Genomic DNA, 23,614 nt, shown 5'->3' with positions numbered 1-23,614 from the left:
AAGGAGAGAAAAACCTTGACTTCAATTAAAAAGAAAAAGCATGTGGAAAAAGGAACGGTTGCTTTTAATATAGTAAATTACATAATTTTCGGGATTCTGATGCTCATCTGTGCTTATCCGTTTTATTACTTGATTATCAATACAATCAGTGCAAATGACTTGAGTGCAAACGGTGCAGTCAATTTTCTGCCAAAGAACATACACTTTCAGAATTACATTGATGTACTGCAGCTGAACGGTCTGCCGCTGGCTGCGCTGGTCACGATAGCCAGAACGGTTATCGGCACGGTGCTGACCGTATTGGCTTCCGCATTTTTAGGCTTTATGTTTACACAGGAAAAAATGTGGCACAGAAAGCTTTGGTATCGCTTTGTTGTGATTACCATGTACTTTAATGCCGGCCTGATCCCGATGTTTATTACCATGAAGAATCTGCAGCTGACAAATACATTTTGGGTTTATATTTTGCCGGCAATCGTGCAGCCTTTCAACATTATTTTGGTGAAGACTTATGTGGAATCTATGCCAAGGGCTTTGCAGGAAGCCGCAGAAATTGACGGCGCCGGCATTTTGACTGTGTTCTGGAAAGTGGTGCTGCCAACCTGCACACCGATTCTGGCAACCGTTGCAATTTTTTCCGCTGTTGCACAATGGAACTCTTTTCAGGATACTTTGATTTACATTACAGATTCCAAGCTGTATTCCCTGCAGTATTTGCTGTATACCTACATTAATCAGGCAAACTCGCTTGCACAGATGGTCAAAACCAGCAGTGCAGGCAGCTTAAATATGGCGGCTCTGGCAACGCAGCAGACTGCTACTTCGATTCGTATGACCGTTTCTGTCATTGTTGTACTGCCGATTCTGTTCGTTTACCCAATGTTTCAAAAGTATTTTGTAAAAGGTATTATGATTGGTTCTGTTAAAGGCTAAACTGATTTTTACTTTGTAAAAAGACAGGTCAAAACGGTGGCTTGTTTTTGAAATATGTATTACACTAATACTATGGGAGGATTACGAAACAATGAGAATGACAAAAAGGATCACAGCGGTACTGCTGTGCGCAGCAATGCTGGTTGGTACAACAGCCTGCAGCGGTGGAGGAACTTCCACTGCTTCCGGCAGCAGCACCGGCAGTACAGCAGCTGCTTCCACAACAGGTACCGGCAGCTCCAAGTACAAGGACTTCATTACAGTGGATGTGTTTGACGGTCAGGCAAACTATCAAGGCAAGCAGTCCGGCTGGTTTGCAAAGATTGTCAAAGACAAATTCAACATGGAACTGAACATTATTGCACCGAACGTAGCGGGCGGCGGCGACACTCTGTTTCAGACCCGCTCTGCGGCAGGCGACCTTGGTGACTTGGTTATGACGACAACGGAAAACGGCCGTCTTACACAGCTGGTTAAAGCTGGTCTGCTTATGAATATGGCGGACTTGCTGAAGAATGAAAAGAGCGTCAGCCAGTATAAGGACGCCATTAAAGATGCCAACAAGACGGCCGGTGCGAACGGAACATACTGCATTCCGAGTTCTATTTCCGCTTTGCCGGCAGATACCTCAAGTGAAGGTCTGGAACCGACTTTTGGCCCGTATGTGCGCTGGGATGCGTACAAAGCGGCAGGCTACCCGGAGATGAAGAACATGGATGACCTCATCAACGTCTGGGAGAAGATGCAGCAGTCTGTGACCAAGAGCGACAGTGGCAAAAAGACCTATGCACTTTCCCTCTTTAAGGACTGGGACGGCAATATGATGAACAACGCGAAGCAGCCGACCTGCTTCTACGGTTACGATGAGCTTGGTTTTGTGCTGGCAAAGGCAGACGGCAGCGATTATCAGAGCATTATTGACAGCAACTCCATGTACAATAAAGTGCTCAAGTTGTTCTACAAGGCCAACCAGAAGGGCCTGGTCGACCCCGAATCCACCACGCAGAATTACGACACTATGAACAATAAATACAAGGATGGTCAGGTGCTGTTCTCCTTCTGGCCGTGGCTGGGGCAGGCTGCTTACAATACCACAGAACATAAGAATGCGGGTAAGGGCTTTATGCTGGCACCAATCGATGATATGAAGATTTTCTCCTACGGCTGTGTGCCGCACGGTGACTCCAAAAACTTTGTTGCCATTGGCAGCAAGGCAAAGGACCCGCAGCGTATGGCAGATTTCATTGACTGGCTGTATTCTCCCGAAGGTATTTACGACTCCGCAGCACAGACCGCAAGTTCCGCCGGCCCCAAGGGCTTGACCTGGGAACTGAAAGACGGCAAGCCTGTGCTGACAGACTTTGGCAAAAAAGCACTGCTGGGCGACGGTAAAGTTACAGTTCCTGCCAAATGGGGAACCGGTACTTGGACAGACGGTATTTCCGCACTGAATTACAAGGCAGTTACCCAGGTGGACATTGACCCAGAAACAAAGTGCCCCTACACCTACACAATGTGGGATTCTGTGCTGGAAGAAAACAAGACCGCATTGGATACCGACTGGCAGAAGAAGATGAATGCCAAGACAACGATGGACTATCTGCAAAAGAGCAAGCAGATTATTGTTGCGCCGGGCAGCGGCTTTGTTGCACCGGAAGCTTCCTCTGATATTACTACCATCCGCAACCAGTGCAAAGAAGTAATCGTTGCAGATTCCTGGAAGATGATTTTTGCAAAGGACGAGAGTGAGTTTAACAGCCTGCTCAAGGATATGCAGGACACTGTTAAGGGCTTGGGTTATGACCAGGTGCTGGCAGTTGACATGCAGAATGCAAAGGATCAGGAAACTGCCCGTGAGAACATTGCAAAAACGAATGGCAGCAGCGCAAGCAGCAAATAAGATTGGCCAATAAAGGAAGGCACTGGCGCAGGTCAGCGCCTTCCTTTTGTTAAAATGACTTGGAGGGAAAAAATATGATGTTGGAAAAGGGAAGCAGACTTGTAATGATTGGGGATTCTGTAACTGACTGCGGCAGAGATTACAATGCTGCACCCGCAGGATGGGGTTCCTACGGCGACGGGTATGTTAGCCTTGTGAATGCGTGTTTAACCGGTTTGGCTCCTGAACAGAAAATCATGGTAGTCAATAAGGGTGTGAACGGCGACACCATCCGCCACTTAAAAAATCGCTGGCAGCAGGACGTAATTGACTTGCATCCGGATTACCTTTCCATTATGATTGGTATTAATGACGTTTGGCGTCAGTTTGACGGAGAACTGCAGCAGCTGGAGGTGGTTTCACCACAGGAGTACGAGCAGACCTACTGTGCATTGCTGGAGCAGACCAAGCCCCTGGTAAAAAATATCTTTATTCTCAGCCCATTCTTTATGGAACTCAACCGCAATGACCCCATGCGCCGCCGTGTGGAGGAATACGCGGAAATTGCACGTAAAGCAGCGAAAAAATATCAGCTTCCGTACGTTGATGTGCAGGCAAGGATTGATCGGTATCTGCAGAGCCTTTCTTACTTTTATATCAGCGGGGATCGTGTGCACCCCAACCTGCCGGGACACATGATTTTAGCGAAAGCTTTTCTGGACGAAATTGGACTTGAGTGGAACCAGCGATAATTAAAAGCGGAGGAAAGTGTATGCAGCTAAATAGCTTTGAAAAAGAATATCTGGAAGAAATTGACCGTGTGGTAGCAGCGGGGCCATTTCATGATACATGGGAATCGCTTGCCGCATTTGAGCCGCCGCGCTGGCTGCGGGAAGCAAAGTTTGGCATATTCCTGCATTGGGGGCTTTACAGTGTGCCGGCGTTTAACAATGAATGGTACCCCCGCAATATGTATATTCAAGGAAAGCCGGAGTATCTGCACCACCGCGAAACCTACGGTACACAGGATAAATTCGGCTATAAAGACTTTATCCCGCAGTTCAAAGCGGAAAAGTTTGATGCTAATGAATGGGCAGAATTGTTCCGGCAGGCCGGTGCAAAGTATGTGTTTCCCGTTGCTGAACATCACGATGGCTTTCAGATGTACCGCAGTTCACTTTCCCACTGGAACGCGTGGGAAATGGGGCCGCACCGCGACACACTCGGCGAGCTGAAGCTGGCGATCGAGGAAAAGGGGCTGACCTTCTGCACATCCTCTCACCGCGCGGAGCACTGGTTTTTCCTGAGCCACGGAAAAGAGTTCGCAAGTGACATTCATGAACCGCTGCAGCGGGGCGATCTCTACTGGCCGTCTATGCCGGAGCCAAACCCGGAAGACCTGCAGAGCAAGCCGTATCCCACGGAGGAGTATCTAACGGACTGGCTGCTGCGCACCTGCGAGATTATTGACCGTTATCAGCCTGCGGCGCTTTACTTTGACTGGTGGATTCAGCACGAGGCTTTTAAGCCGTGGCTGCGCAAAATGGCAGCTTACTACTACAATCGCGGCGCACAGTGGGGCAGGCCAACCGCAATTTGCTATAAGCACGATTCCATGATGTTCGGCAGCGGTATTGTAGAGGTGGAGCGCGGCAAATTTGCGCAGGCACAGCCGTTCTGCTGGCAGTCCGATACCGCCATCGCAAAGAATTCGTGGTGCTACACAGACACACTGGACTACAAAACACCGCGGCAGATTTTGCTGGAGCTTGTGGACATCGTCAGCAAAAACGGCAACCTGCTTTTGAATGTGGGGCCAAAGTCGGATGGTACCATTCCGGAAACTGACCAGAAAATCCTGCGGGAAATCGGCGGCTGGCTGCACACAAACGGCGAAGCAATTTACAGCAGCCGCCCGTGGCGAAAGCCTGCGGAGGGCCCCACCAAAGAGGCGCAGGGGCAGTTCACCGATAATCAGGAAACACCCTATACGCCGGAGGATATCCGTTTTACAGTGCAGGGAAACAGCATTTACTGCATTGTGCTGCGCTGGCCGGAAGACGGCCGCGTGACCGTGCGTTCCCTGAGCGTTTCTGACGACCAGAATGTGCCGGAATTCCACGGCCTGATTAAAGAGCTGTCGGTGCTGGGCTATGCAGAAGCACCGCAGTGGAACCGGGATAAGGACGGACTGCATGTGCAGGCACCGTTTGTTTCCAGTGAATACCCAGTTGTGCTCAAAGCCGAAGTATTATAAAAAACGCACTGCTGTCCTTGTTAATGAACTGAACCCCATTCCTTAAACAAGTATATCACTTGTCTAACTTTTGGGGTTCACTTCATAAGGACGGCGGTGCGTTTTGCTTATTCCCCCGTGTGCTGTTTACGGTACTCGGCGGGGCTTACCCCCACATATTTGCGAAATTTTTTGTGAAAGTAATCCACGTTGCAGTAGCCGACTTTTTCAGCAATTTCGTACACCTTGCAGCTGCCTTGCTCCAAGAGGGTGCAGGCGCGGCGGATGCGCAGTTTATCTACATAAGCGTTAAAGGTGTCGCCAAATTTTTTGGTAAAAATCTTGCCAAGGTAGGAACTGTTGTAGCCAAAAAGCGGCGCCAGGGTTTCCAAACGCAGGTTATCCTGATAATTGTGCTCTATATAGTACACTAGGTCATCCAGCACATTATCGCTGGAGGGGCTGCCGATGGCGTTCATCCAGATTTCAAACTGTTCGGATAAAAACGAAATTACTTCGTAAAGGTAGCATTTGCTTTCAATTAGATTTAACACCGTGGCATTGGAAGGGAACGGGATATCAACGGAACTGTAAGCGCGGGCAATGTCCTGTTTTACCTGCAGATAAATATCGGACAAAAAATATTGAATGTTGCTTAAACTGTCCGAGGCATAAAACAGTGTGGTTTGCAGCAATTTTAGGGTTTCAATAATTTGCGTGCGGCTGTGTGCCTGAATGTACCCGGAAAACAGTTTCTGCCAGTGCGCAACTTCTGCATCCTGTACAACAGGGTGCAGTGTGTCAGCGGCAGGAAGCGAGCGGCTGTCCAAAACGTGCTGGTTCGGTTCACAGAAAAAACGCCGCTTTTCCAGCTGCACAACATCCTGCAGGGAGAGATGCAGCTGTTCCAGCCGGGAAACCTGCCGCCCGCACGCAAGGAAAAGGGAGTCTAGCGGTGAGCCTTTCTGCGGGGTGCGGGCGTAATGTTCCAGCAGCTTTTGCAGCTGCCGCACGGCAAGACTTCCTTTGAGCAGGATGATATCTTTTTCCTGAATCTGCACATATTCAAAGGTCTGTCCGTTTTGCCCGGTAACGCGCAGAATGTCCGCAAAATTCCAGGTGTTGTGAAATGGCTCCTGATCATAGTTTTCGTACAGTACAACCTGATAAATATCCGCAGAAAGGCCGAGGTCCTGCGGGTCCAGCGAGTTCAGGTCTGCTTTGCCCAAAAGAATATCGTGCAGGATGGTGTCCTTTGCTTTTTCACGGTACTGGTTCAGTGCGCAGGTATCTTTTTTCTCTTTTTGGAGGGCATCACGTACTGTGCAGACGGCATTTTGCAGCTCATCTTCGTCAATTGGCTTGGTCAGGTAGTATTCCACACCGCAGCGGATGGCGGTCTGGGCGTATTTGAAGTCGGAAACGCCGCTTAAAATAATGAATTTTCCATGAAACTGTCTGCTGCGGGACTGTTCCACCACTTCAATGCCGGAAAGCCCTGGCATGCGGATATCCATCAGAACAAGATCGGGCTGGAGATCCATAATCTTTTCCAGCGCTTCTGTTCCAGTGGCGGCTTCGCCGCAAATATGGAAACCGAGCGCCTGCCAGTCAATTACATAGTGCAGTCCCTGCCTTACTATAGATTCATCGTCCGCAATCAATATGTTCATTTTTTAATCTCCTCCGTAAAGGTATAGGGTATAGTCAAATTCACCTGTGTGCCTTTGCCGTCTTCACTTTTTAACCGCAGACCGTAACATTCCCCGTAGCATAGGCGAATGCGTCGGTTGATGTTGTACAGACCAATACTGTTTGTCTTGGTCTTGCAGGGGAGGTTCAGGCTGCCCTTGAGTGCCTGCAGCTTTTCGGGAGAAATGCCGGTGCCGTTGTCTGTGATGGTGACAGAAAGGACGGAACTGCCAAGCAGCCGGATGTCAATGTGAATGTTTCCGCCGCCGGCGGTACATTCAAGCCCGTGGGAAATCGCATTTTCCGCAATCGGCTGCAGCAGCAGCGGCAGGATTTCGCACTGACCGGGGTGCACATCCTCTGCGACGGAAAGCGAATAATTAATGCGGTCTCCGAAGCGCAGTTTTTGTATTTTCATGTAGGTATCAATGTAGTCCAGCTCTTTTTGCAGGGTGGTGGAGGAGGTGCCGGTGTTCTCCAGCACATAACGCATGGACTTGCCCAGCAGTTTAATGGCGGTGGCAACGTCGCGGTTGCCCTCTGTCAGCGCTTTCATGCGGATGGTTTCCAATGTGTTGTACAGAAAATGGGGGTTGATCTGATTTGCGAGCATTTTGTATTCCATTTCCTGCTGCTCATTCATCAGCTTCTGTTCCCGAATCTGTTCCTGATACATTTCCGCTTCCTTTTGCTTTACCTGCTGCACCAAAATTTTTAGGTCGTGGAATGTTTCCGAAATTTCATCATCCCCGTGAAAGGAATCCACAATGTCATAATCGTTGTTGCTGGCGCGGTGCATGGCACTGCGCAGCAGTTCTACGCGTGCGCTGAAGTAATGCGTAAAGATGAAGAACACCAGCCAGGAAATAAAAATAATGAAGCCGAGCAGCAGGATATGTGTAAAGGTAACGTTTCGCATGGCAGTAATTGCATTGCTGTCTATAGAAAGAATGCAAAATTGATCATTTGTGTAAAGAGGGAGCAGCGTGCTGACGGTGTACAGGCAGGGGGCACCGTTAATTACCTGCCGCCCAGTGGATTTCGCAATGCCGCTGCCGACCGGCACCGGCGGCACAGTACCCGCCAGACCGTTCCAAGTACTGTAAAAGACCGGGCCGTTGTTTACGGAGAGGACGGAGCAGAGCGTATTGTTTTCAATCTGGTTTTTCAGAAAGTTATCATTCATGGAAATGGCCAGTACTGCGTAGCTTTTGCTTTTTACCAGTGTGATTTTGCGGTACAGGGTCACTTCCCAATAAACATTTTTGTACTGGTCGGTTCTTTTGGCGGCGGCCCAGAATGCGCTGGGCGCGGCGGAAGCTTTTTGAAACCACTGGGTCCGCTGAATATTTGCATCCACCTGCTGGATATATTGGCTGCTGCCAAGGGAATGGTTCATGCTGTAAATGCACAGGCGCGAAACAGAGGTTTCGTTGCGCAGCAGATTTTGAAAGCCGGAGAACTGATTGCAGGCAGAAACCGCTTCGTAGGTGCTGCTGTATTCTGTTTGCAGCAGCTGCAGGAGTTCACTGTTGCTGACCAGATTGTCGGAAAGATTGTACAGGTTTGTGGTTGCGTTAAAAAGGATGGATTTGACCCGCTGGTTGTCAGAATCCACCAGGTTTTGATACTGCCGGTTCATAACAGACTGAAAACTGCTGAGGATTACCACGGAAATAATCAAAACGGGCAGCAGCACAGCGGCCAGATAAACGGTGGAAAGCTGACGGCGTACCTTTGCCTGGCTGAGTACCTTAATAATCTTGTCTTGAAAAGACATTGTAAAGTTCCGCTCCTTTTTACAGAAAACTCTGTTTTTGGCTGGGAAAATCTCTAGTTTTTATTATACTGGAACTGCTGTGGTTTTGGAACAGGAAGAATTCTATCAAAACATCTCTAAAAATTAGAGTAGTTTATCTGCAAATTCTACAGGTACAGTGGAAAATGTATGTGTCATTTTTTTAAAACAGCAGGTAAATACTTGACAGAACTCAATAAATGTAATATATTACATTTATACAGAATGCAGAAAGGAAGCGATTGTTTTGAACATAAAAATTCTTTACATGAGTAAAAAGAATACCAAAAAAGTTGCCGAGGCTATGGCACAAACACTGGGCGTCCCTGCGCAGCGGATTGAGGATGCAGACCTGCTGCAAAAAACGAAACTCCTGTTTCTGGGTTTCGGCATTTACGGCGGAAATCCACCCCAAAAATTGAATGATTTCCTTGCCAAACTGAAACCGGAAAATATTCAGAACATCGTTCTCTTTACAACCAGCGCAAGGGGAAAGGATCAAACTGCACCGGTGCGGGAAAAACTGCAGGCGCAGGGGCTGAACGTTGCGGAAAAGACATTCAGCGGAAAAGGCAGATTCCTGTTTATGAATTCTAAAGAACCCGGCAGGGAAACGCTGGAGGCCGCGCAGAGATTTGCATCAGAAACTGTAAAGCAAGAGCAGAAACGTCCATGAATTGCTTGGAAAAACTGCAGAAGATGGATGTTCAGCGTGCGCTGTTCGGTATGTTTTTTTCGTTCAGCAATCATTTGCAGACGGCCGGAGATACTTTTTATGATGAAATCACCTGCAAACAGTTTTTCTTCCTCATTTGCCTAAATTTGCTGGAGGACTGCCCGCCTACGCTTAACGAACTGGCACAGGTGATGCAAAGTTCTCACCAGAACATTAAGCAGATGGCAAAAACACTTGAGGCGGCCGGTTATGTTGAACTGCGGCGGGACAGTAGTGACAGGCGTAAAACCCGGATTTATAAAACACAAAAGGCTGACGATTTACAGCGAAAGTACCGCACCCAGAGCGAGCAATTTTTTGGAGCTTTCTATGCGGGAATTTCTCCTGAAGATTTACTGACCACCTTTCGAGTGCTCAACCAGCTGGATGACAATCTGACAGCGTTCAAAACGGAAGAAAATGATTTGTAAAACAGCTGCTGCCCTTCTTGAAAAAGGGCAGCAGCTGTTTTACATCCACTTTTTCTTTTTAAAGACAATAATTAGTGCAGCTACAATGAAGGCACTAACGGCAATTACAATTGGATAGCTGTAGGCAGAGTGCAGCTCCGGCATGTCAAAATTCATGCCGTACCAGCCTACCAGCAAGGTAAGCGGCAGAAAGATGGTGGTCACAACCGTAAAAATTTTCATCAGGTTGTTTTGATGATAATCCAGTTGAGACTGGTAGGCGTCCAGTACCTGTGCTATGTAGTCCCGCAGATTGACTGCACTTGCAAACAGGCGGTCGGTGCGGCGGCTCAGAATGTTGCAGAGCTGGACACCGTTTGCTGAAAGCAGGCTGTTTTCATTTGCTGTAAGTTCCTCAAAAACAAATCCAAGCTGCTCGTAGTACCGTTTGAGCCGCAGCAGGTCCTTTCGATAGGAAATGATTTTTGTGAGATAATCTTTTTGCAGACCGGCTACCATGCGGTCTTCAATTTCTGTAATGAGCATTTCATAATCATTCAGATAATTTACATCATTTCGCAGCAGGCGCATGAAAAAGTGGTACAGCAGTTCTTCATTGGAAAGCGGCTGCTCCTGTGTCTGTTCTGCGATGATTTTCTTTACCATGGCGAGCGCTTCTTCATTTTCGCAGAGAAAAAAGATATCGTCACTGTCAAAGCAGATGGCGACCTGCGGACTTTTTTTCATGCGGCTGTGCAGGTCATACCAGTTGAACACAACCAGATTAAATTTGTCAATACCGATGAAACTTTCCAGTTGGGGGCGGTGCAGCAGTGTACAGGCGCGTTTGCTGACAAATGGTTCGATTTCTGAAACTTGTTCGTAAAGCAATATTTTCTGCATATTGATTCTCCAATTCGTTAAAGCCATTCTGTGGGAGGTGTTGTGTACCATTTCTCCGGTACGCAAATCGATTCCCGCCGCACCAGTTCCCAGTGAAACTGCGGCAGCAGTTCCTGCGGGGTGACCGGCTCCGGCTGTGGCAGCAGTCCGCAAAGATGTGCCAACGCGCCAATCAGAGGCCGGGCATTTGACAGGCTTTGCCGCAGGGAGCCGAGGTCAAGGTCGCGGTCACGCTTGGAAAGACGGCGGCCGTCCGGGGCAAGCAGCAGCGGAATATGGCGGTACTGCGGCGGGCGGTATCCCAACAGACGGTACAGATACAACTGCTGCGGCACAGAGGAAAGCAGGTCGCGGCCGCGTACTACTTCCGTAACACCCATGCGTGCGTCATCCACAACTACCGCCAGCTGATAGGCAAAAACACCGTCTGAACGCCGCACCAGAAAATCACCGCATTCTTTCGCAAGATTTTCAGAGTAATTGCCCTGACAGCTGTCTGTAAAAGAAATGGTTTCATTCGGTACACACAGGCGCAGGGCGGGACGATGTGTTTTGGAAAGCTGCTGCACCTGGTCTGCAGTGAGCCTGCGGCAGCGGCCGTCATATATCACCTGACTGTCAGAAAGGTGCGGGGCACTGGCAGCGTGCAGCTGCGACCGGCTGCAGAAGCAGGGATAAATCAGTCCTTGTTTCTGCAATATCTCCAGTGCGGTTCCATAAATCGGTGTACATTCGCTTTGGTAATAAGGCGCGTGTGCGCCGCCGCGGCTGCCGCCTTCGTCCCAGTCCAGCCCCAGCCATGCAAGGTCACGTTCCAGTAAATCTGCGTTTCCACGCGGGCAGCGCAGCGGGTCGAGGTCTTCTATGCGCAGCACAATGCGTCCACCTTGTGAACGTGCGGAAAGCCACGCCAGCAGTGCACACAGCACATTACCGGGGTGCATGCGGCCGCTGGGAGTCGGTGCAAAGCGCCCGCGGACACAGTCCGGCATCTTTACCCCTCCGATTCAATCAATTGAGCAGAACACTTCTATTATAATGCGGTGCAGCCAAAAAGCAAATCGTGGCTTGCAAAAAAAAGCGCCGCGCGATACAATACGATTACAGACTGCCTGCCCTGCAAGTAGCTAACTTTAAAGATAAAGCACAAATTACAAGGAAAGAGGAATGAAAATGATTTCAAGAGGATACCGCGGAACAGATGCCAAACCCTCCCTGCTCGGCTTTGGATGTATGCGCCTGCCGCGCCTGCAGGAGGACAAACAGGATATTGACTACGATATGGGGCAGAAGTTGATTGACTACGCTTATGCCAACGGCGTCAATTATTTTGATACGGCGTATATGTACCATGACGGCCTTTCCGAAGCATTTATCGGCCACGCGCTGAGCAAGTACCCGCGTGAAAGCTACTTCCTTGCTGATAAAATGCCTCTGTGGCAGGTAACACAGGAGTCACAGGTAGAGGAGATTTTTCAGAATCAGTTTAAGCGCTGCGGTGTGGACTATTTTGATTTTTATCTCTGCCACGGTTTGGACCGCAATATCGTAGAGAAGTTTAAAAAATTCCACGTCATTGAGTACCTAAAGCAGAAAAAGGCGGAAGGAAAGATTCGCCGCCTCGGCTTTTCGTTCCATGATTCTCCAGAGGTTCTGGCGGAAATTTTGAAGCTGAATGACTGGGACTTTGCGCAGATTCAGCTAAATTACATCGACTGGCAGGCGCAGGACGCCAAGGGGCAGTATGACCTGCTGGCAAAGAACGGCATTCCGGTGGTCGTGATGGAACCGGTGCGCGGCGGCGCTTTGGCGAAGCTCTGCCCACAGGCGGCGGATGTGCTGAAAGCCGCGGACCCACAGGCAAGCCTTGCTTCTTGGGCGGTGCGTTTCGCAGCTTCCCAGCCGGGGGTTATGACCGTACTCAGCGGTATGAGCAGCGATGAGCAGGTTGTGGACAATGTGAGCACATTTGTAAACTTCCAGCCGCTTTCGCAGGAGGAACTGAAAACCCTGCAAAGCGCGGGTGATATCTATAAAAAATATCTTACCATTCCCTGTACCGGCTGCCGCTACTGCATGGACTGTCCGTCAGGTGTGGACATTCCCGCTGTCTTTAAAATTTACAATGAATTCTCCGTTTCCGGCAGAGAGGGAGAATTCCTGAAAGCTTATCAGGCACTGGAGGAAAAGCAGCAGGCATCCTCCTGCGTGGCCTGCGGCAGATGCGCACAGCACTGCCCGCAGCACATCTCGATTCCGGAAAAAATGAAAGAGATACGTGAAAAAGTGGAAAAGATTCTTTCCGAATAAATTTGAAATGGCTGGGGTGAAACCGCGGAGAGAGGGGGTCTTTCGGTGAATGGACAGAAAAAAATTGCAATTATTGGCGCCGGTGTTGCGGGGCTTGCCGCTGGCATTTATGCGCAGTTGCATGGCTTTCGTACGACGATTTATGAAAAAAGCAGTGTGCCCGGCGGTGCCTGTATGGGCTGGACACAGGATGGCTTGCCAATCGAAGGCAGTATGCGTTTCCTTGCCGGTACGCAGGAGGGAACACCGCTCTACGACTGCTGGAACGAAGTAGATGCCCTGCGGGACACCATGTTCGTGAATCCGGACAGCTTTTTTACAGTGGAGGACTCCGGCGAGACCATTTCGTTTTGTGAGGATCTGGATACCTTTTGCAGCAACGCCGAAAAAATCAGCCCGGAGGACAGCCGTTTGCTGCAGCAGTTCCGTGCGTTCGTTTTAAAAGCACAGGGACATGTTCTGCAGACACAAAAGCCTGTGGATTTGATGAGTCCTCTGGAAGCACTGCGGGTCAATTCTGCAAATGGTGAGGTCAATAAGCTGCTTGCAAGGCTTCACAATGTGCCGCTTGTTGATTTTGCGCAGAAATTTCATCATCCGGCGCTGCGCTGTGCCTTTCGGCAGGTACTGCCGCCGGGCAGTACGCTGGCATATTTGGTGCTGTGCTATGCAAAGTTTATCTCCGGTGACATTGCGGTACCAGTCGGCGGTTCCCGCCGAATTATCAAACGCATGACGGATATGTATCTAAAAAATGACGGTGAACTGCAGGTAAACGCACCGGTAAAGGAAATCATTGCGGCAAATGGCGCGGCACGCGGAGTTATTTTGGAAAGCGGTGAACGGCTGCTGACACACTGGGTCATTTCTGCCTGCGACCCGGCGTATACCTGCCGGAAACTGCTGCAGGACCGTTATGCAATGGAGAAAAAGCTTCAGCTGCGATTTGCGGCGCCGGAAGCTTACCCCACATTTTCACTGGTGCGGCTGTTCTTTTCGGCCCCTGCGGACAGCCTGCCGCTGGCGCGGACACTTTCTTTTGCAACGGATGTAATTCCTGCCGCGGGAGAGGGGCAGAGCCGCCTGACAGTTACGCAGTTCAGCGATGACCCGCTGTTTGTGCAGAAAGGCAGAGCAGAGCTTTGCGCGGATGTGCCGATGCCGGGAAAGCGGGCGTTTAAGTATTGGGAGTCGCTTTCTGTACAGCACGGCGCTTACCAAGTGGAAATTGACCGGCTGGCTTCAGCGGTGCAGCTGGCACTGGAGAAGCGCTTTCCGGAAATGAAAGGACAGTTGAAGTATCTGCGCTGCCACACGCCCATGACCTATGCCGACCGGCTGAATGCGTTTCACGGCAGCTGCGTGGCTTTTGTCCCAACAGCACAGTCGCGGCCGGCGCAGCTGACCGGACGTCTGCCCGGACTTTCCCATATGCTCCTTGCTGGTCAGTGGCTGGGGGATACTGCCGGAATGCATACAGCACTTGTGCAGGGGAAGTTTGCGGTGCAGCGGCTCTGTCACGACGAAAGGATTCTTTGGGATTAACGAAGCAACAAAAGAAAGCCTAATGGTTGCACGCAGCCGTTGGGCTTTCCTTTTTGAAAGGAATCGAGAAAATGGAAACAGTCATACACACAGACGGCAGTGACGAACGTTTTGCAGCACTTTGCCGTCAGTTGGACGAATTTCTGGACGAGAAAATCGGAAAGGAAAAGCAGCAGACACAGTATAATGCTTACAATACACTGCAGGCGATTCACCATGCAGTGCTGATTTTGGTGGATGGCTGTGCGGCGGCCTGTGGTGCGGTGAAACAATACGCACCGGGGGCAGCAGAAATCAAACGTGTTTTTGTCTGTCCGCAATACCGCCGGCGGGGACTTGCACGCAAAGTGCTGTGCGAGTTGGAACAGACTGCGGCAGAAATCGGCTGCAGCACACTGCTGCTGGAAACCGGAAAACCGCTTACTGCTGCACAAAAGCTGTACGAAAGTTGCGGTTGGCATCAGATACCCAATTATGGCCAGTATGCAGGTGTAAACACCTCTGTCTGCATGCAAAAAGAATTGTAAAATAAAACGGCTGGTTTCCGCGGAAACCAGCCGTTTTTGTCTAGAATATTTGTCGTTTCAGCTGCCAGCAAGCTCGGTACTGACCTGCACACCGCGGGACTCTACTGGCGTGGAAAAGACAATCTGTGTGGAGGTTGCACCAAAGTGCTGCAGCTGACCGATGAATGTGTCCAGTTCGGCAGTACTGGGGTATGCAACCTTAATCAGCATGGAGTAGTCGCCGGTCACGCAGTCGCACTCCAATACATTGCGGCACTGGCGGATAAACGGGTAGAACTCTGTCTTTTGATTGGGAGTCATCTGCAGGTTTATGTATGCCTTAATGTGATAGCCAAGCTTGATGGGGTCCAGTACAGCCTGATAGTTTTTAATCACACCCTGCTTTTCCAGTTTTTCAATGCGGGCAGAAATGGCCGGTGCGGAAAGGAAAACTTTTTTAGTCAGTGTCTTAATGGGTACACGTGCGTCTTCCTGTAGGGTCTCCAAAAGTGTTGCATCAATTTTATCCAAGAAAATCATCTCACTTTTTATTGCTTTTTGAATGGATTTTTGTTTTGTGTATTTCTACTTCTTAATTATGTAATGAAAATCACATGATTGCAAGCAGAAAATTAACTTTTTTCTGGAATTACTTAACTTTCATAAGTCCATTGGCAGCAAGGCCGACTGGCAAAGTGTATGTTTGGAAAAACACAGGGGGAAACTTAACAAAAAACGGTGCGCATCCTAAAAAGGACGCGCACCGTTGCGTTGCACTTCTATTATGTAACGAGAAAGTCAAAAAAGCAAGTGTTTTTAGAATTTTTTGAGATTTACAAAAAAAATTAACGCAATCCACAATTCTCTGCGGCAGAGTCGGAGACTTTTGGCGCGTTTGTACATTGTGCGTTGGCAATCAGATGCAGTTTTGCAGCACGTGAAAGGCGTTTGATTGCAGCCTCACGCCGGAGTGCGGCACACTTTTCGGGCAGGACTTCATAGTACACCAGTGTGACCGGTCGGCGGGCGCGGGTATATTTTGCACCTTTGCCGGCTTGATGGGTGCGCAGCCGTGCGGCCAAGTCATTTGTCCAGCCAGTGTAAAGGGTACCGTCCGCACAACGCAGGATATATACAAATGCCTTTAACACCTCTGGCACCCCGCTCACATCCCTTCTAACAAATCATTGTAACAGCGGCACGGGAGAATTGCAAATGCAAAATCCCTGTGCTATACTGAATGCAGTTGAGTTACCACCTGCTTACCCGCTGTAGGGCGGGCCTGACATAGACTGCAGAAAGGAATTACTACTTATGAACGTATTTCAGGGAATTTCAGCAAATGACACGGAAGTATTCCGGAAATCTTACGAGAACAGCGCGCTGTGCCATGCTATGACCAATGCGCTGTATAAAAACAGCGTAAAAGATGTATCCTTCAACAGCACTGCGCTGCGCGACACACAGTTTCAGTTTTCCATTGATCTGCCCACACTGGAGGTTACAGACCAGATGCACAGCGGACGCTGCTGGATTTTTTCGGCGCTGAATGTGCTGCGTGAGCAGGTTGCTAAAAAGTGCAAACTGGAGAAATTTGAGCTGTCGCAGAATTACGTTGCTTTTTGGGACAAATTTGAAAAAGCAAATTATTTTCTGGAAAGCGCCATTGACCTTGCAGACCGACCGACAGATGACCGCATGCTGTCCTTCATTCTCTCTTCCGGCATTGCAGACGGCGGCCAGTGGGATATGCTGGTGAATGTCGTTGAAAAGTACGGCGTTGTGCCGAAAGCGGTAATGGAGGAAACCTACCAGAGCAGCAATACCGCAGATATGAACCATCTGCTGAACACAAAGCTGCGCCAGTACGCGGCAAAGCTGCGCGCCGCCGCTAAGGACGGAAAAGACCCGCAGGCAATGAAAAAGGAAATGCTCGCGGAACTGTACCGCTTCCTCTGCATGTGCTTTGGCGAGCCGCCGAAACAGTTTGACTTTGAGTATGTGGATAAAGATAAAAAATATCACATGGTGCGCGGTTTGACTCCAAAGGAGTTCTTCCGCGAGTATGTCGGGCTGGATCTGCGCAACGATTATGTCAGCATCATTAATTCGCCCACGGAGGATAAACCGTTTTACCGTACATATACAGTGGATTATCTTGGAAATGTGGCGGACGGCAGTCCGGTACATTACTTAAACCTGCCGATGGATGAAATGAAAGAACTGATTGTCAGCCAGCTGAAGGACGGCGAATTGGTTTGGTTCGGCAGTGACGTTGGTCACCGCAATGAGCGCGAAAGAGGGCTTTGGCACACGGAAGCATTTGATTTCGAGGGTACCTTCGGCATGGACTTCTCCATGACCAAGGCAGAACGTCTGGATTACCGCGAGAGCGCCATGAACCACGCAATGGTCATTACCGGCGTGAATCTGGATGAGGCCGACAAGCCTACCAAGTGGAAGATTGAGAACAGCTGGAGCGATAAACACGGCGACAAAGGATATTACCAGATGGGTGCCGCATGGTTCGACACCTTTGTGTATCAGGCAGTCATCAATAAAAAGTATCTGTCTGCCCAGCAGCTGAAAGCACTGGATACCACACCGCAGCACCTGAATCCGTGGGACCCGATGGGAACACTCGCGGACTAAAACGTCCTTGAAGTTTTGCCCCAAATCTCGCTTCCTTTGAAAAGGCGGGTGAGACGTTTTGTGTAAGGACAGGAAAACAAACTTTTTCTTTTATAAGGAGAAAACAATGGATTTACGGGAAAATTTAAAGAAATACGCGCACTTGATTGTGAAAGCTGGCTGTAACCTGAAAAAAGGTCAGGAAATGCTGATTTCCGCCGGTTTGGAGGCGGCGCCCCTGGTCCGTCTGGTGGTGGAGGAAGCTTACAGTGAGGGTGCAAAGGATGTTGTTGTTGCATGGTCGGATGAATGCGTGACCCGCCTGCATTACGAGAATTCGCCGATGGAGTGCTTTACCAACTTTCCGGAGTGGCGGGCAGTGCTGGAAAACGGTATAGCTAAACGCGGCGGCATTATCCTTTCCATTATGAGTGATGACCCGCAGGCAATGGCGGGAGTAGACCCAAAGAAGCTGCTGGCGACTTCCAAAGCTTCACATGCAGCCTGCAAGCCGTTCTTTGACGGTATGAATTTTGGCCACAATGTATGGTGCATTGTTGGCGCCGCTTCACCGGCTTGGGCAAAGCGCGTGTTTCCGGATTGCACTGAGGAAGAAGCTGTCAGCAAGCTGTGGGAAGCTATTTTTCACGCAGTGCGTGTGGATACGCCTGACCCGGTTGCCGCATGGGGCGCGCACCGCAGGAGCTTTGAACAGCGCCGTGCGTACTTGAACGAAAAGCAGTTTGACAAGTTGGTGTATCGCAACAGCATTGGAACAGACATCACGCTTGGTATGCCGAAGAATCACATTTGGCAGGGTGGCGGCTCTGAAACTGTGGATGGTGTTTATTTCTTTCCGAATATGCCGACAGAAGAAATCTTCTGCACACCGGACCGCACCCGCACCAACGGTACTGTACACAGTGCGCTGCCGCTGAGTTTTCAGGGTGTGCTGATTGACGATTTCAGCCTAACCTACAAAGACGGCCGCATTGTTTCCTGCTCCGCCGCAAAGGGTGAGGATACGCTGAAGGAAATCATTGCAACAGATGACGGTTCTAAAATGTTGGGTGAGTGCGCGCTGATTCCGAAGCAGTCACCGATTTCTGAAATGAGCGTTCTTTTCTACAACACACTTTTTGATGAGAATGCAGCCTGCCACTTTGCCATTGGCATGGGTTTCCCAGAGTGCGTAAAGGGCGGTTTGGAGATGACAACAGAGCAGCTGCTGGAAGCAGGCATTAATGATTCCAGTGCTCACGTTGACTTTATGCTTGGCACCCCGGACCTTTCCATTACCGGCGTTACTGCAAATGGCGAGGAAGTTCCGCTTTTCCGCGATGGTGGCTGGGCATTCTAAGAAAGCAACAAGAAAAATGCGTTCCTGCAGTTTTGCAGGAACGCATTTTTTTAACATTTATAAACTGTATCGCAAAAGAAAAGCCAAAATCAATACCCTTCTTTTAACTCCAGTGTGTAGGTTTTGCCTTCTTCCAATTTGATGGAAGAAACACCGGTGGTAGCGGACTGTCCGTTTACTTCAACACACCACCACTGCTTTTTAGCGGTATTCTCTTTCATGCCGTTCACAGCAATGATGTACATGCCGTAGTCACCGTCTTTGGATTCCACCAGCTTGTTGTTTTTCAGGTAATCCCCCAGAGTACCGGAGCCAGTGCTGTTCTGCTTTTTTTCATAGCTGTCGCGGGGACTCTTAATTTCCAACGTGAATTTTACTTCGGAGGTGCTGACAGACTGTGATGCTGCAGAGGAAACGGAACTGTTGGCCGGTACCTGTGATGCGGCAGCGCTGGGGCTGCTTGTGCTGCAGGCAGCAGCTGAAAAAATCAACGCGGCAGAGAGCAGCGCTGCGGCTGCTGTTTTGAACCATCTTTTTGTCATAGGTGAAAAATCCTTTACTGTTGGTTTGTTATCCCCAAAAGCAGAAATTACTGCTTAGTGGTAGTTATGATAGCTGCTTTTAGAGCGTCGTCTGCTGCTGCGGGATGCGCTGCGCTTGCCTCGGTACCTGCTGCCGCCATAACTACCGCCGCGGTGGTGCCTGCTGCGCAGTAGCCGGATGAGCAAAATAATCAGTCCAACGACAACTACAGCCCCAACAGCAATGACGGCAACTTTAAACCACTGCTGTTTGTAAAATGCAACATACTGCGTAACATCTGCAGAAGCGACAAGGTCAACCGTAGTGAGGGTTTCATTGTTATACAGTACCGTTACCGTGCCGACTTTGTCACCCTTTTTCACAGGCGCGGCAATACTTTTCGGCAGGGAAACTTTTGTGGTGGTACTGCCGTCAGCCGGCAGCATGGTGCTGTAATCAGAAGCGGGAACAACCGCCAGCTGCTGATTCTTATCCTTTGCCTGCTGTACGGAAACATTTGCAACTGCTTTGGACTTCGAGAGAATGTCCTTCTTTTTCAGGGACTCAAAAGCCCAGCTGTAAAGTTGGCGGGAATCCTCAAAAGCACCGTTGGTGGTTACAGCAGTACCATTTTTAACACTGGGTGCACCCAGTGCAATGCACAGGTAGTTTGCTCCGTCTTTGGAGGCAGTGGAGGCAAGGCAGTAACCGGATTCATCTGAGGTGCCGGTTTTGCCGCCGGTACAGGGCTGGTAGTAGTAACTGGATGTTTTGTCCATCAGTTTATTAGAAGCTTTCAGCTTACGTGCAGCGGTGTAGTTGGTAGCAGGTACCGTGTACGAAGCACTGGACGTGATTTCTTTGAAATAGGGCAGTGTGTACGCGTAACGGTAAATTTTTTCAAGGTCTTTTGCCGTGGTGTAGTGACCCTTATCATACTTGCCGAATACATTGGTATAATTGGTGCCTGTGCACCCAAGTTCTTTGGCTTTCTGATTCATCCGCTGTACAAACTGCGTCATGTTTCCGCCCGCAGCGGATTCGGCAAGCGCAATCGCAGCGTCGTTGCCGGAGGGGATGAGCATGCAGTACATCAGGTTCAAAGCAGAGATCCTTTCACCGACTGCCAACTGTACGGTTACAAAGGAACGGTCCGGCAGCTGTGCCTGTACGTCGCCGGAAATGGTGGCTATGGTATTTTTCGGATCCTTAATCAGCTCTGAGGCTACAATGAAGGTCATGACCTTGGTTGTGGAAGCCTGTGGAACTTTTTGATCTGCATTTTTTGAGTATACTGTATCGCCGTTGTCCAGGTTCACCAGTTCCAGCGCTTTGCTTTGTGGAATAAAGCCGGGGTTCAGGTTTGCAGCCTGCACGGGTACGGTGCCAGTCACAATAACCAGCACGGCTGCACATGCGGTGCAGAACCATTGCTTGAGTTTCTTTTTCATGTTGCTTCTCCTTCCAACATATACACCATTACTATAGCACGGAATGAAGAAAAGGTAAAGCGCGCGGCACGAAAAAGGATGCATCCCGTCGAATCAGGACTGCTTTTTTTTCTTTTTTTTGTAAAGCCACACAGCAACCAGAACCGCTGCCACGGCGAGCACAACCAGTGCTGCTTGGGTGTACATGTCGGTGTATTTAAGAACCTTTTCCCAAGAATTTCCGGCCGCTGCTCCCAGCGAAATCAGCACTGTGTTCCAAATCAGGCTGCCGACAGTTGTGTACAGTATAAATGGCAGCAAAGACATTTGTGCCATGCCGGCCGGTATGGAGATCAGGCTGCGTACAACGGGAATGAAGCGGCAGAAGAAGACAGAAATCTGCCCCTTTTTCAAAAACCAGTCATGCGCTTTGTGCACATCCGCAGGTTTAAAATGCAATGCGCGGCCAAAGCGTCCGCCAAGCCAGCGTTCCAGCCGCTCTTCATTTAAAATGCGCCCAATGCTGTACAGTACCAGTGCGCCGATGATGCTGCCCGGAACAGAAGCCACCACCATACCGGGAATTGTCAGGGAAGATGTGGTGGTTAGGAAACCGCTGAAAGTCAAAATTACTTCAGAGGGGATTGGTGGAAAGATGTTTTCAAGAAAAATGAGAAGTCCAACTCCTAAGTACCCAAATTGATTGATAAAAGCAGTCAGCCATGCCTGCATGGGTTTACCCTCCTGATTAAAAAAGAATGTGTAGGTGTTGAAAATATCCCTATCATACAAGGCAAAAAGAAAATTGTCAAATATCAACTGGATAGACAAATAAATATCAGTAGAAAAAAGCAGGGAGAAAACACACATTGCTGTGGAATATACAAGGCGAAAAGATTGCATTTTTCGTTGGTTCAAGGTACAATAAAAAGATAACGCGATAGAATTTTTGATATGCGGAACGCTTTGGGGCAATGCAGGAGGAACAGACTTGGATACACCTTTTTCTTTGAAGAATACACTGCTTGGCTGTGCAACTTCGGCTACGCAGATCGAGGGCAGTCCAACCAAAAACAGCTGGTATGACTGGGCGGAAAGACCCGGAAAAATGAAGGACAGTTCCAGCCCGAAAAATGCAAATCAGCACTGGCAGCGCTGGAAAGAAGACAACCGGCTGATTGGGGAGCTGGGGCTGCAGGTTTACCGGATGAGCATTGAATGGAGCCGCGTGGAGCCGGCACCGGGGCAGTTTTGCCGGCAGGCCATCAATCATTACCGCGAGGAAATCCTTGACCTGCAGAAAATGGGTGTCAAGGTACTGATTACACTGCATCATTTTTCCAATCCGTCTTGGTTTGAAAGCCGCGGCGGCTTTTTACAGAAGGAAAGTCCTTCTATTTTTTTGCGGTATGTGACTTATGTTGTGGAGGAAATCGGTGACCTTGTCAGTGATTATGTTACCCTGAATGAGCCAAATGTTTACGTCACGCTGAGTTATTTTTTGGCACAGTGGCCTCCGGCAAAGCACAACCCCGGTCAGGCCGTGCGTGTGATGCGCAACTTGGTTTACTGCCATTTGACTGCATATCGGCGGATTCACCGTATTCGGGAGGAACGCCGCTTTCCGGGCAGAACGATGGTCGGCTTTGCGGAACACCTGCGTGTGTTTACACCTGCGCAACCAAAAGACCGCCCGCTTGCCAACGGTATGGAATACCTGTTTCAGGGGTTGACGGAGGCTCTTTACACTGGGCGGCTGACGCTGCCGCTCGGCGCGGAAGCTCCACTGGGGGATGGGCGTTTCTACGATTATATCGGCATCAACTATTACACACGTATTTGGGTACACGGCGCAAATACGACCGGCCAACCGGGAAAACCGGTGAATGACCTTGGGTGGGAGATTTATCCCGAAGGACTTGGCATTCTGATGCGGCACCGCTACAAACGCTTTACGGCGCCGATTTGGATTACAGAAAACGGTGTAGCTGACCGGGATGATAAACTGCGCTGCCGCTTTCTGTATGACCACTTGAAGCAGATTGCTGACAGCGGACTGCCGGTGGAGCGGTATTATCACTGGTCGCTGATGGATAATTTTGAGTGGGCAGAGGGAGAGACATCAGCGTTTGGCTTGATTGGCTGTGACTTTAAAACGCAGGTGCGTACTGTGCGGCGCAGCGCGCGCTTTTATAAAGAAATCATTCAGAATCACGGTGTTACACAGCAGATGATTGACCGCTATTTGAAGTGAAACTTGTACATTTGTCCCTTTTAAAGCTAAGCTGAACAGCACTGCAAACTTTATTTTATTTTGTAAAATAAACTGCACATATCGTACATTGAAAAAATGAATTAACTTTTGTAAGTTAAGACGTGCTTTCCGGTTTTTTTGAAAGTTAAAACTCCAAAAACAAAATGTATTTCGGGATTCCTCAAAAAGGGTTTACCTGCTTTCGTCCATCTGCTATGATAACGGCAGATAGAAGAAAGCAGCCTACAGAATCAAGGAGGAACCCGCCATGTTTATTACAAAGCCTGACCGCCCGGATAGGATGAAAGTTGGAGAGCCTGTGGACCAGCAGGAGATTCATGTGGTGCCAAGCTTTACCCGCACTCCTTTCCCAAGTCTGGTTGGAGGGGCAGACCGCACGGATCGAATGGAACCGGTGCCGGAGCGTGAGCGCTTCTCCTGATTTGAATCTTTAATGCATAGCCAAAACGGACCCTGCCGCGATTTTACG

General features: G+C 49.4%; 22 protein-coding genes. 13 read left to right on the top strand and 9 right to left on the bottom strand.

The genetic code is table 11. The annotated features are described in order from the left end of the window. Nucleotides 1-15 precede the first annotated feature (15 nt). From H6X83_RS10930 to H6X83_RS10915, 4 genes are all read left to right on the top strand, one after another. The gene (locus H6X83_RS10930) at nucleotides 16-933 is read left to right on the top strand and encodes a carbohydrate ABC transporter permease (RefSeq protein ID WP_246419202.1); all 918 of its coding nucleotides are present in this window, start codon (nucleotides 16-18) and stop codon (nucleotides 931-933) included. A 91-nt stretch (nucleotides 934-1,024) separates the two neighbouring features. Next, nucleotides 1,025-2,833 carry a type 2 periplasmic-binding domain-containing protein gene (locus H6X83_RS10925; protein WP_246419200.1) on the top strand — a complete coding sequence of 603 codons (1,809 nt, stop codon included), beginning with the start codon at nucleotides 1,025-1,027 and terminating at the stop codon, nucleotides 2,831-2,833. 74 nt (nucleotides 2,834-2,907) lie between these two features. After that, nucleotides 2,908-3,564 (top strand): SGNH/GDSL hydrolase family protein, encoded by a 657-nt coding sequence (locus H6X83_RS10920; RefSeq protein WP_212506512.1) that lies wholly within the window; start codon nucleotides 2,908-2,910, stop codon nucleotides 3,562-3,564. A 20-nt stretch (nucleotides 3,565-3,584) separates the two neighbouring features. Beyond that, the gene (locus H6X83_RS10915; protein ID WP_212506511.1) at nucleotides 3,585-5,069 is read left to right on the top strand and encodes an alpha-L-fucosidase; all 1,485 of its coding nucleotides are present in this window, start codon (nucleotides 3,585-3,587) and stop codon (nucleotides 5,067-5,069) included. Between the two features lie 107 nt (nucleotides 5,070-5,176). Here the strand turns inward: H6X83_RS10915 and H6X83_RS10910 are convergent, their stop codons facing one another. Continuing rightward, nucleotides 5,177-6,721 (bottom strand): response regulator transcription factor, encoded by a 1,545-nt coding sequence (locus tag H6X83_RS10910; RefSeq protein ID WP_212506510.1) that lies wholly within the window; start codon nucleotides 6,719-6,721, stop codon nucleotides 5,177-5,179. Beyond that, on the bottom strand, nucleotides 6,718-8,520 hold the full coding sequence (locus H6X83_RS10905; RefSeq protein WP_212506509.1) for a sensor histidine kinase: 1,803 nt from the start codon (nucleotides 8,518-8,520) through the stop codon (nucleotides 6,718-6,720). The genes H6X83_RS10910 and H6X83_RS10905 overlap by 4 nt, the downstream gene beginning before the upstream one ends. Before the next feature lie 265 nt (nucleotides 8,521-8,785). On the opposite strand from H6X83_RS10905, the gene H6X83_RS10900 reads away from it, so the two are divergent. Both H6X83_RS10900 and H6X83_RS10895 read left to right on the top strand, forming a co-directional pair. Further along, nucleotides 8,786-9,214, top strand: coding sequence for a flavodoxin family protein (locus tag H6X83_RS10900; protein ID WP_212506508.1), 429 nt, complete (start codon nucleotides 8,786-8,788; stop codon nucleotides 9,212-9,214). Continuing rightward, a complete protein-coding gene (locus H6X83_RS10895; protein WP_212506507.1) occupies nucleotides 9,211-9,684 on the top strand; it encodes a MarR family winged helix-turn-helix transcriptional regulator in 474 nt (157 codons plus the stop codon). The genes H6X83_RS10900 and H6X83_RS10895 overlap by 4 nt, the downstream gene beginning before the upstream one ends. A gap of 39 nt (nucleotides 9,685-9,723) precedes the next feature. Here the strand turns inward: H6X83_RS10895 and H6X83_RS10890 are convergent, their stop codons facing one another. After that, nucleotides 9,724-10,566, bottom strand: coding sequence for a magnesium transporter CorA family protein (locus H6X83_RS10890; RefSeq protein ID WP_212506506.1), 843 nt, complete (start codon nucleotides 10,564-10,566; stop codon nucleotides 9,724-9,726). A gap of 17 nt (nucleotides 10,567-10,583) precedes the next feature. Then, nucleotides 10,584-11,558, bottom strand: a complete 975-nt coding sequence (gene gluQRS, locus H6X83_RS10885; protein ID WP_212506505.1) for a tRNA glutamyl-Q(34) synthetase GluQRS — start codon at nucleotides 11,556-11,558, stop codon at nucleotides 10,584-10,586. A gap of 181 nt (nucleotides 11,559-11,739) precedes the next feature. On the opposite strand from gluQRS, the gene H6X83_RS10880 reads away from it, so the two are divergent. The 3 genes from H6X83_RS10880 (at nucleotide 11,740) to H6X83_RS10870 (ending at nucleotide 14,948) form a co-directional block, all read left to right on the top strand. Then, the gene (locus tag H6X83_RS10880) at nucleotides 11,740-12,876 is read left to right on the top strand and encodes an aldo/keto reductase (RefSeq protein WP_212506504.1); all 1,137 of its coding nucleotides are present in this window, start codon (nucleotides 11,740-11,742) and stop codon (nucleotides 12,874-12,876) included. Nucleotides 12,877-12,921: 45 nt separating this feature from the next. Further along, on the top strand, nucleotides 12,922-14,421 hold the full coding sequence (locus H6X83_RS10875; protein WP_212506503.1) for a phytoene desaturase family protein: 1,500 nt from the start codon (nucleotides 12,922-12,924) through the stop codon (nucleotides 14,419-14,421). 71 nt (nucleotides 14,422-14,492) lie between these two features. Further along, nucleotides 14,493-14,948: a GNAT family N-acetyltransferase gene (locus tag H6X83_RS10870; protein ID WP_212506502.1), complete on the top strand. Its 456-nt coding sequence runs from the start codon at nucleotides 14,493-14,495 to the stop codon at nucleotides 14,946-14,948. Nucleotides 14,949-15,005: 57 nt separating this feature from the next. Here the strand turns inward: H6X83_RS10870 and H6X83_RS10865 are convergent, their stop codons facing one another. Together H6X83_RS10865 and H6X83_RS10860 are read right to left on the bottom strand one after the other, a co-directional pair. Then, nucleotides 15,006-15,458, bottom strand: coding sequence for an Lrp/AsnC family transcriptional regulator (locus H6X83_RS10865; protein ID WP_212506501.1), 453 nt, complete (start codon nucleotides 15,456-15,458; stop codon nucleotides 15,006-15,008). A 314-nt stretch (nucleotides 15,459-15,772) separates the two neighbouring features. After that, a complete protein-coding gene (locus H6X83_RS10860) occupies nucleotides 15,773-16,087 on the bottom strand; it encodes a GIY-YIG nuclease family protein (protein WP_212506500.1) in 315 nt (104 codons plus the stop codon). 154 nt (nucleotides 16,088-16,241) lie between these two features. Here H6X83_RS10860 and H6X83_RS10855 point away from each other — a divergent pair, with 154 nt between their 5' ends. Together H6X83_RS10855 and H6X83_RS10850 are read left to right on the top strand one after the other, a co-directional pair. Next, nucleotides 16,242-17,579 (top strand): C1 family peptidase, encoded by a 1,338-nt coding sequence (locus H6X83_RS10855; protein WP_212506499.1) that lies wholly within the window; start codon nucleotides 16,242-16,244, stop codon nucleotides 17,577-17,579. Nucleotides 17,580-17,685: 106 nt separating this feature from the next. Next, the gene (locus tag H6X83_RS10850) at nucleotides 17,686-18,918 is read left to right on the top strand and encodes an aminopeptidase (RefSeq protein ID WP_212506498.1); all 1,233 of its coding nucleotides are present in this window, start codon (nucleotides 17,686-17,688) and stop codon (nucleotides 18,916-18,918) included. Between the two features lie 89 nt (nucleotides 18,919-19,007). Here the strand turns inward: H6X83_RS10850 and H6X83_RS10845 are convergent, their stop codons facing one another. The 3 genes from H6X83_RS10845 to H6X83_RS10835 form a co-directional block, all read right to left on the bottom strand. After that, nucleotides 19,008-19,460 (bottom strand): DUF4430 domain-containing protein, encoded by a 453-nt coding sequence (locus tag H6X83_RS10845; RefSeq protein ID WP_212506497.1) that lies wholly within the window; start codon nucleotides 19,458-19,460, stop codon nucleotides 19,008-19,010. 54 nt (nucleotides 19,461-19,514) lie between these two features. Beyond that, nucleotides 19,515-20,891, bottom strand: coding sequence for a D-alanyl-D-alanine carboxypeptidase family protein (locus tag H6X83_RS10840; RefSeq protein WP_212506496.1), 1,377 nt, complete (start codon nucleotides 20,889-20,891; stop codon nucleotides 19,515-19,517). 93 nt (nucleotides 20,892-20,984) lie between these two features. Continuing rightward, on the bottom strand, nucleotides 20,985-21,602 hold the full coding sequence (locus H6X83_RS10835) for a DedA family protein (RefSeq protein WP_212506495.1): 618 nt from the start codon (nucleotides 21,600-21,602) through the stop codon (nucleotides 20,985-20,987). Between the two features lie 259 nt (nucleotides 21,603-21,861). Between H6X83_RS10835 and H6X83_RS10830 the strand changes: the two genes are divergently transcribed. Together H6X83_RS10830 and H6X83_RS10825 are read left to right on the top strand one after the other, a co-directional pair. Then, entirely contained in the window at nucleotides 21,862-23,124 is a 1,263-nt protein-coding gene (locus tag H6X83_RS10830) for a glycoside hydrolase family 1 protein (RefSeq protein WP_212506494.1), read from the top strand. A gap of 268 nt (nucleotides 23,125-23,392) precedes the next feature. Further along, a complete protein-coding gene (locus H6X83_RS10825; RefSeq protein WP_212506493.1) occupies nucleotides 23,393-23,566 on the top strand; it encodes a hypothetical protein in 174 nt (57 codons plus the stop codon). Nucleotides 23,567-23,614 lie beyond the last annotated feature (48 nt).

The organism is Caproicibacterium amylolyticum (assembly GCF_014467055.1).
GTDB classification, from domain to species: Bacteria; Bacillota; Clostridia; order Oscillospirales; family Acutalibacteraceae; genus Caproicibacterium; species Caproicibacterium amylolyticum.
The sequence above is the reverse complement of the archived record's forward strand: the minus strand, read 5'-3'. Positions and strand labels throughout refer to the sequence as shown.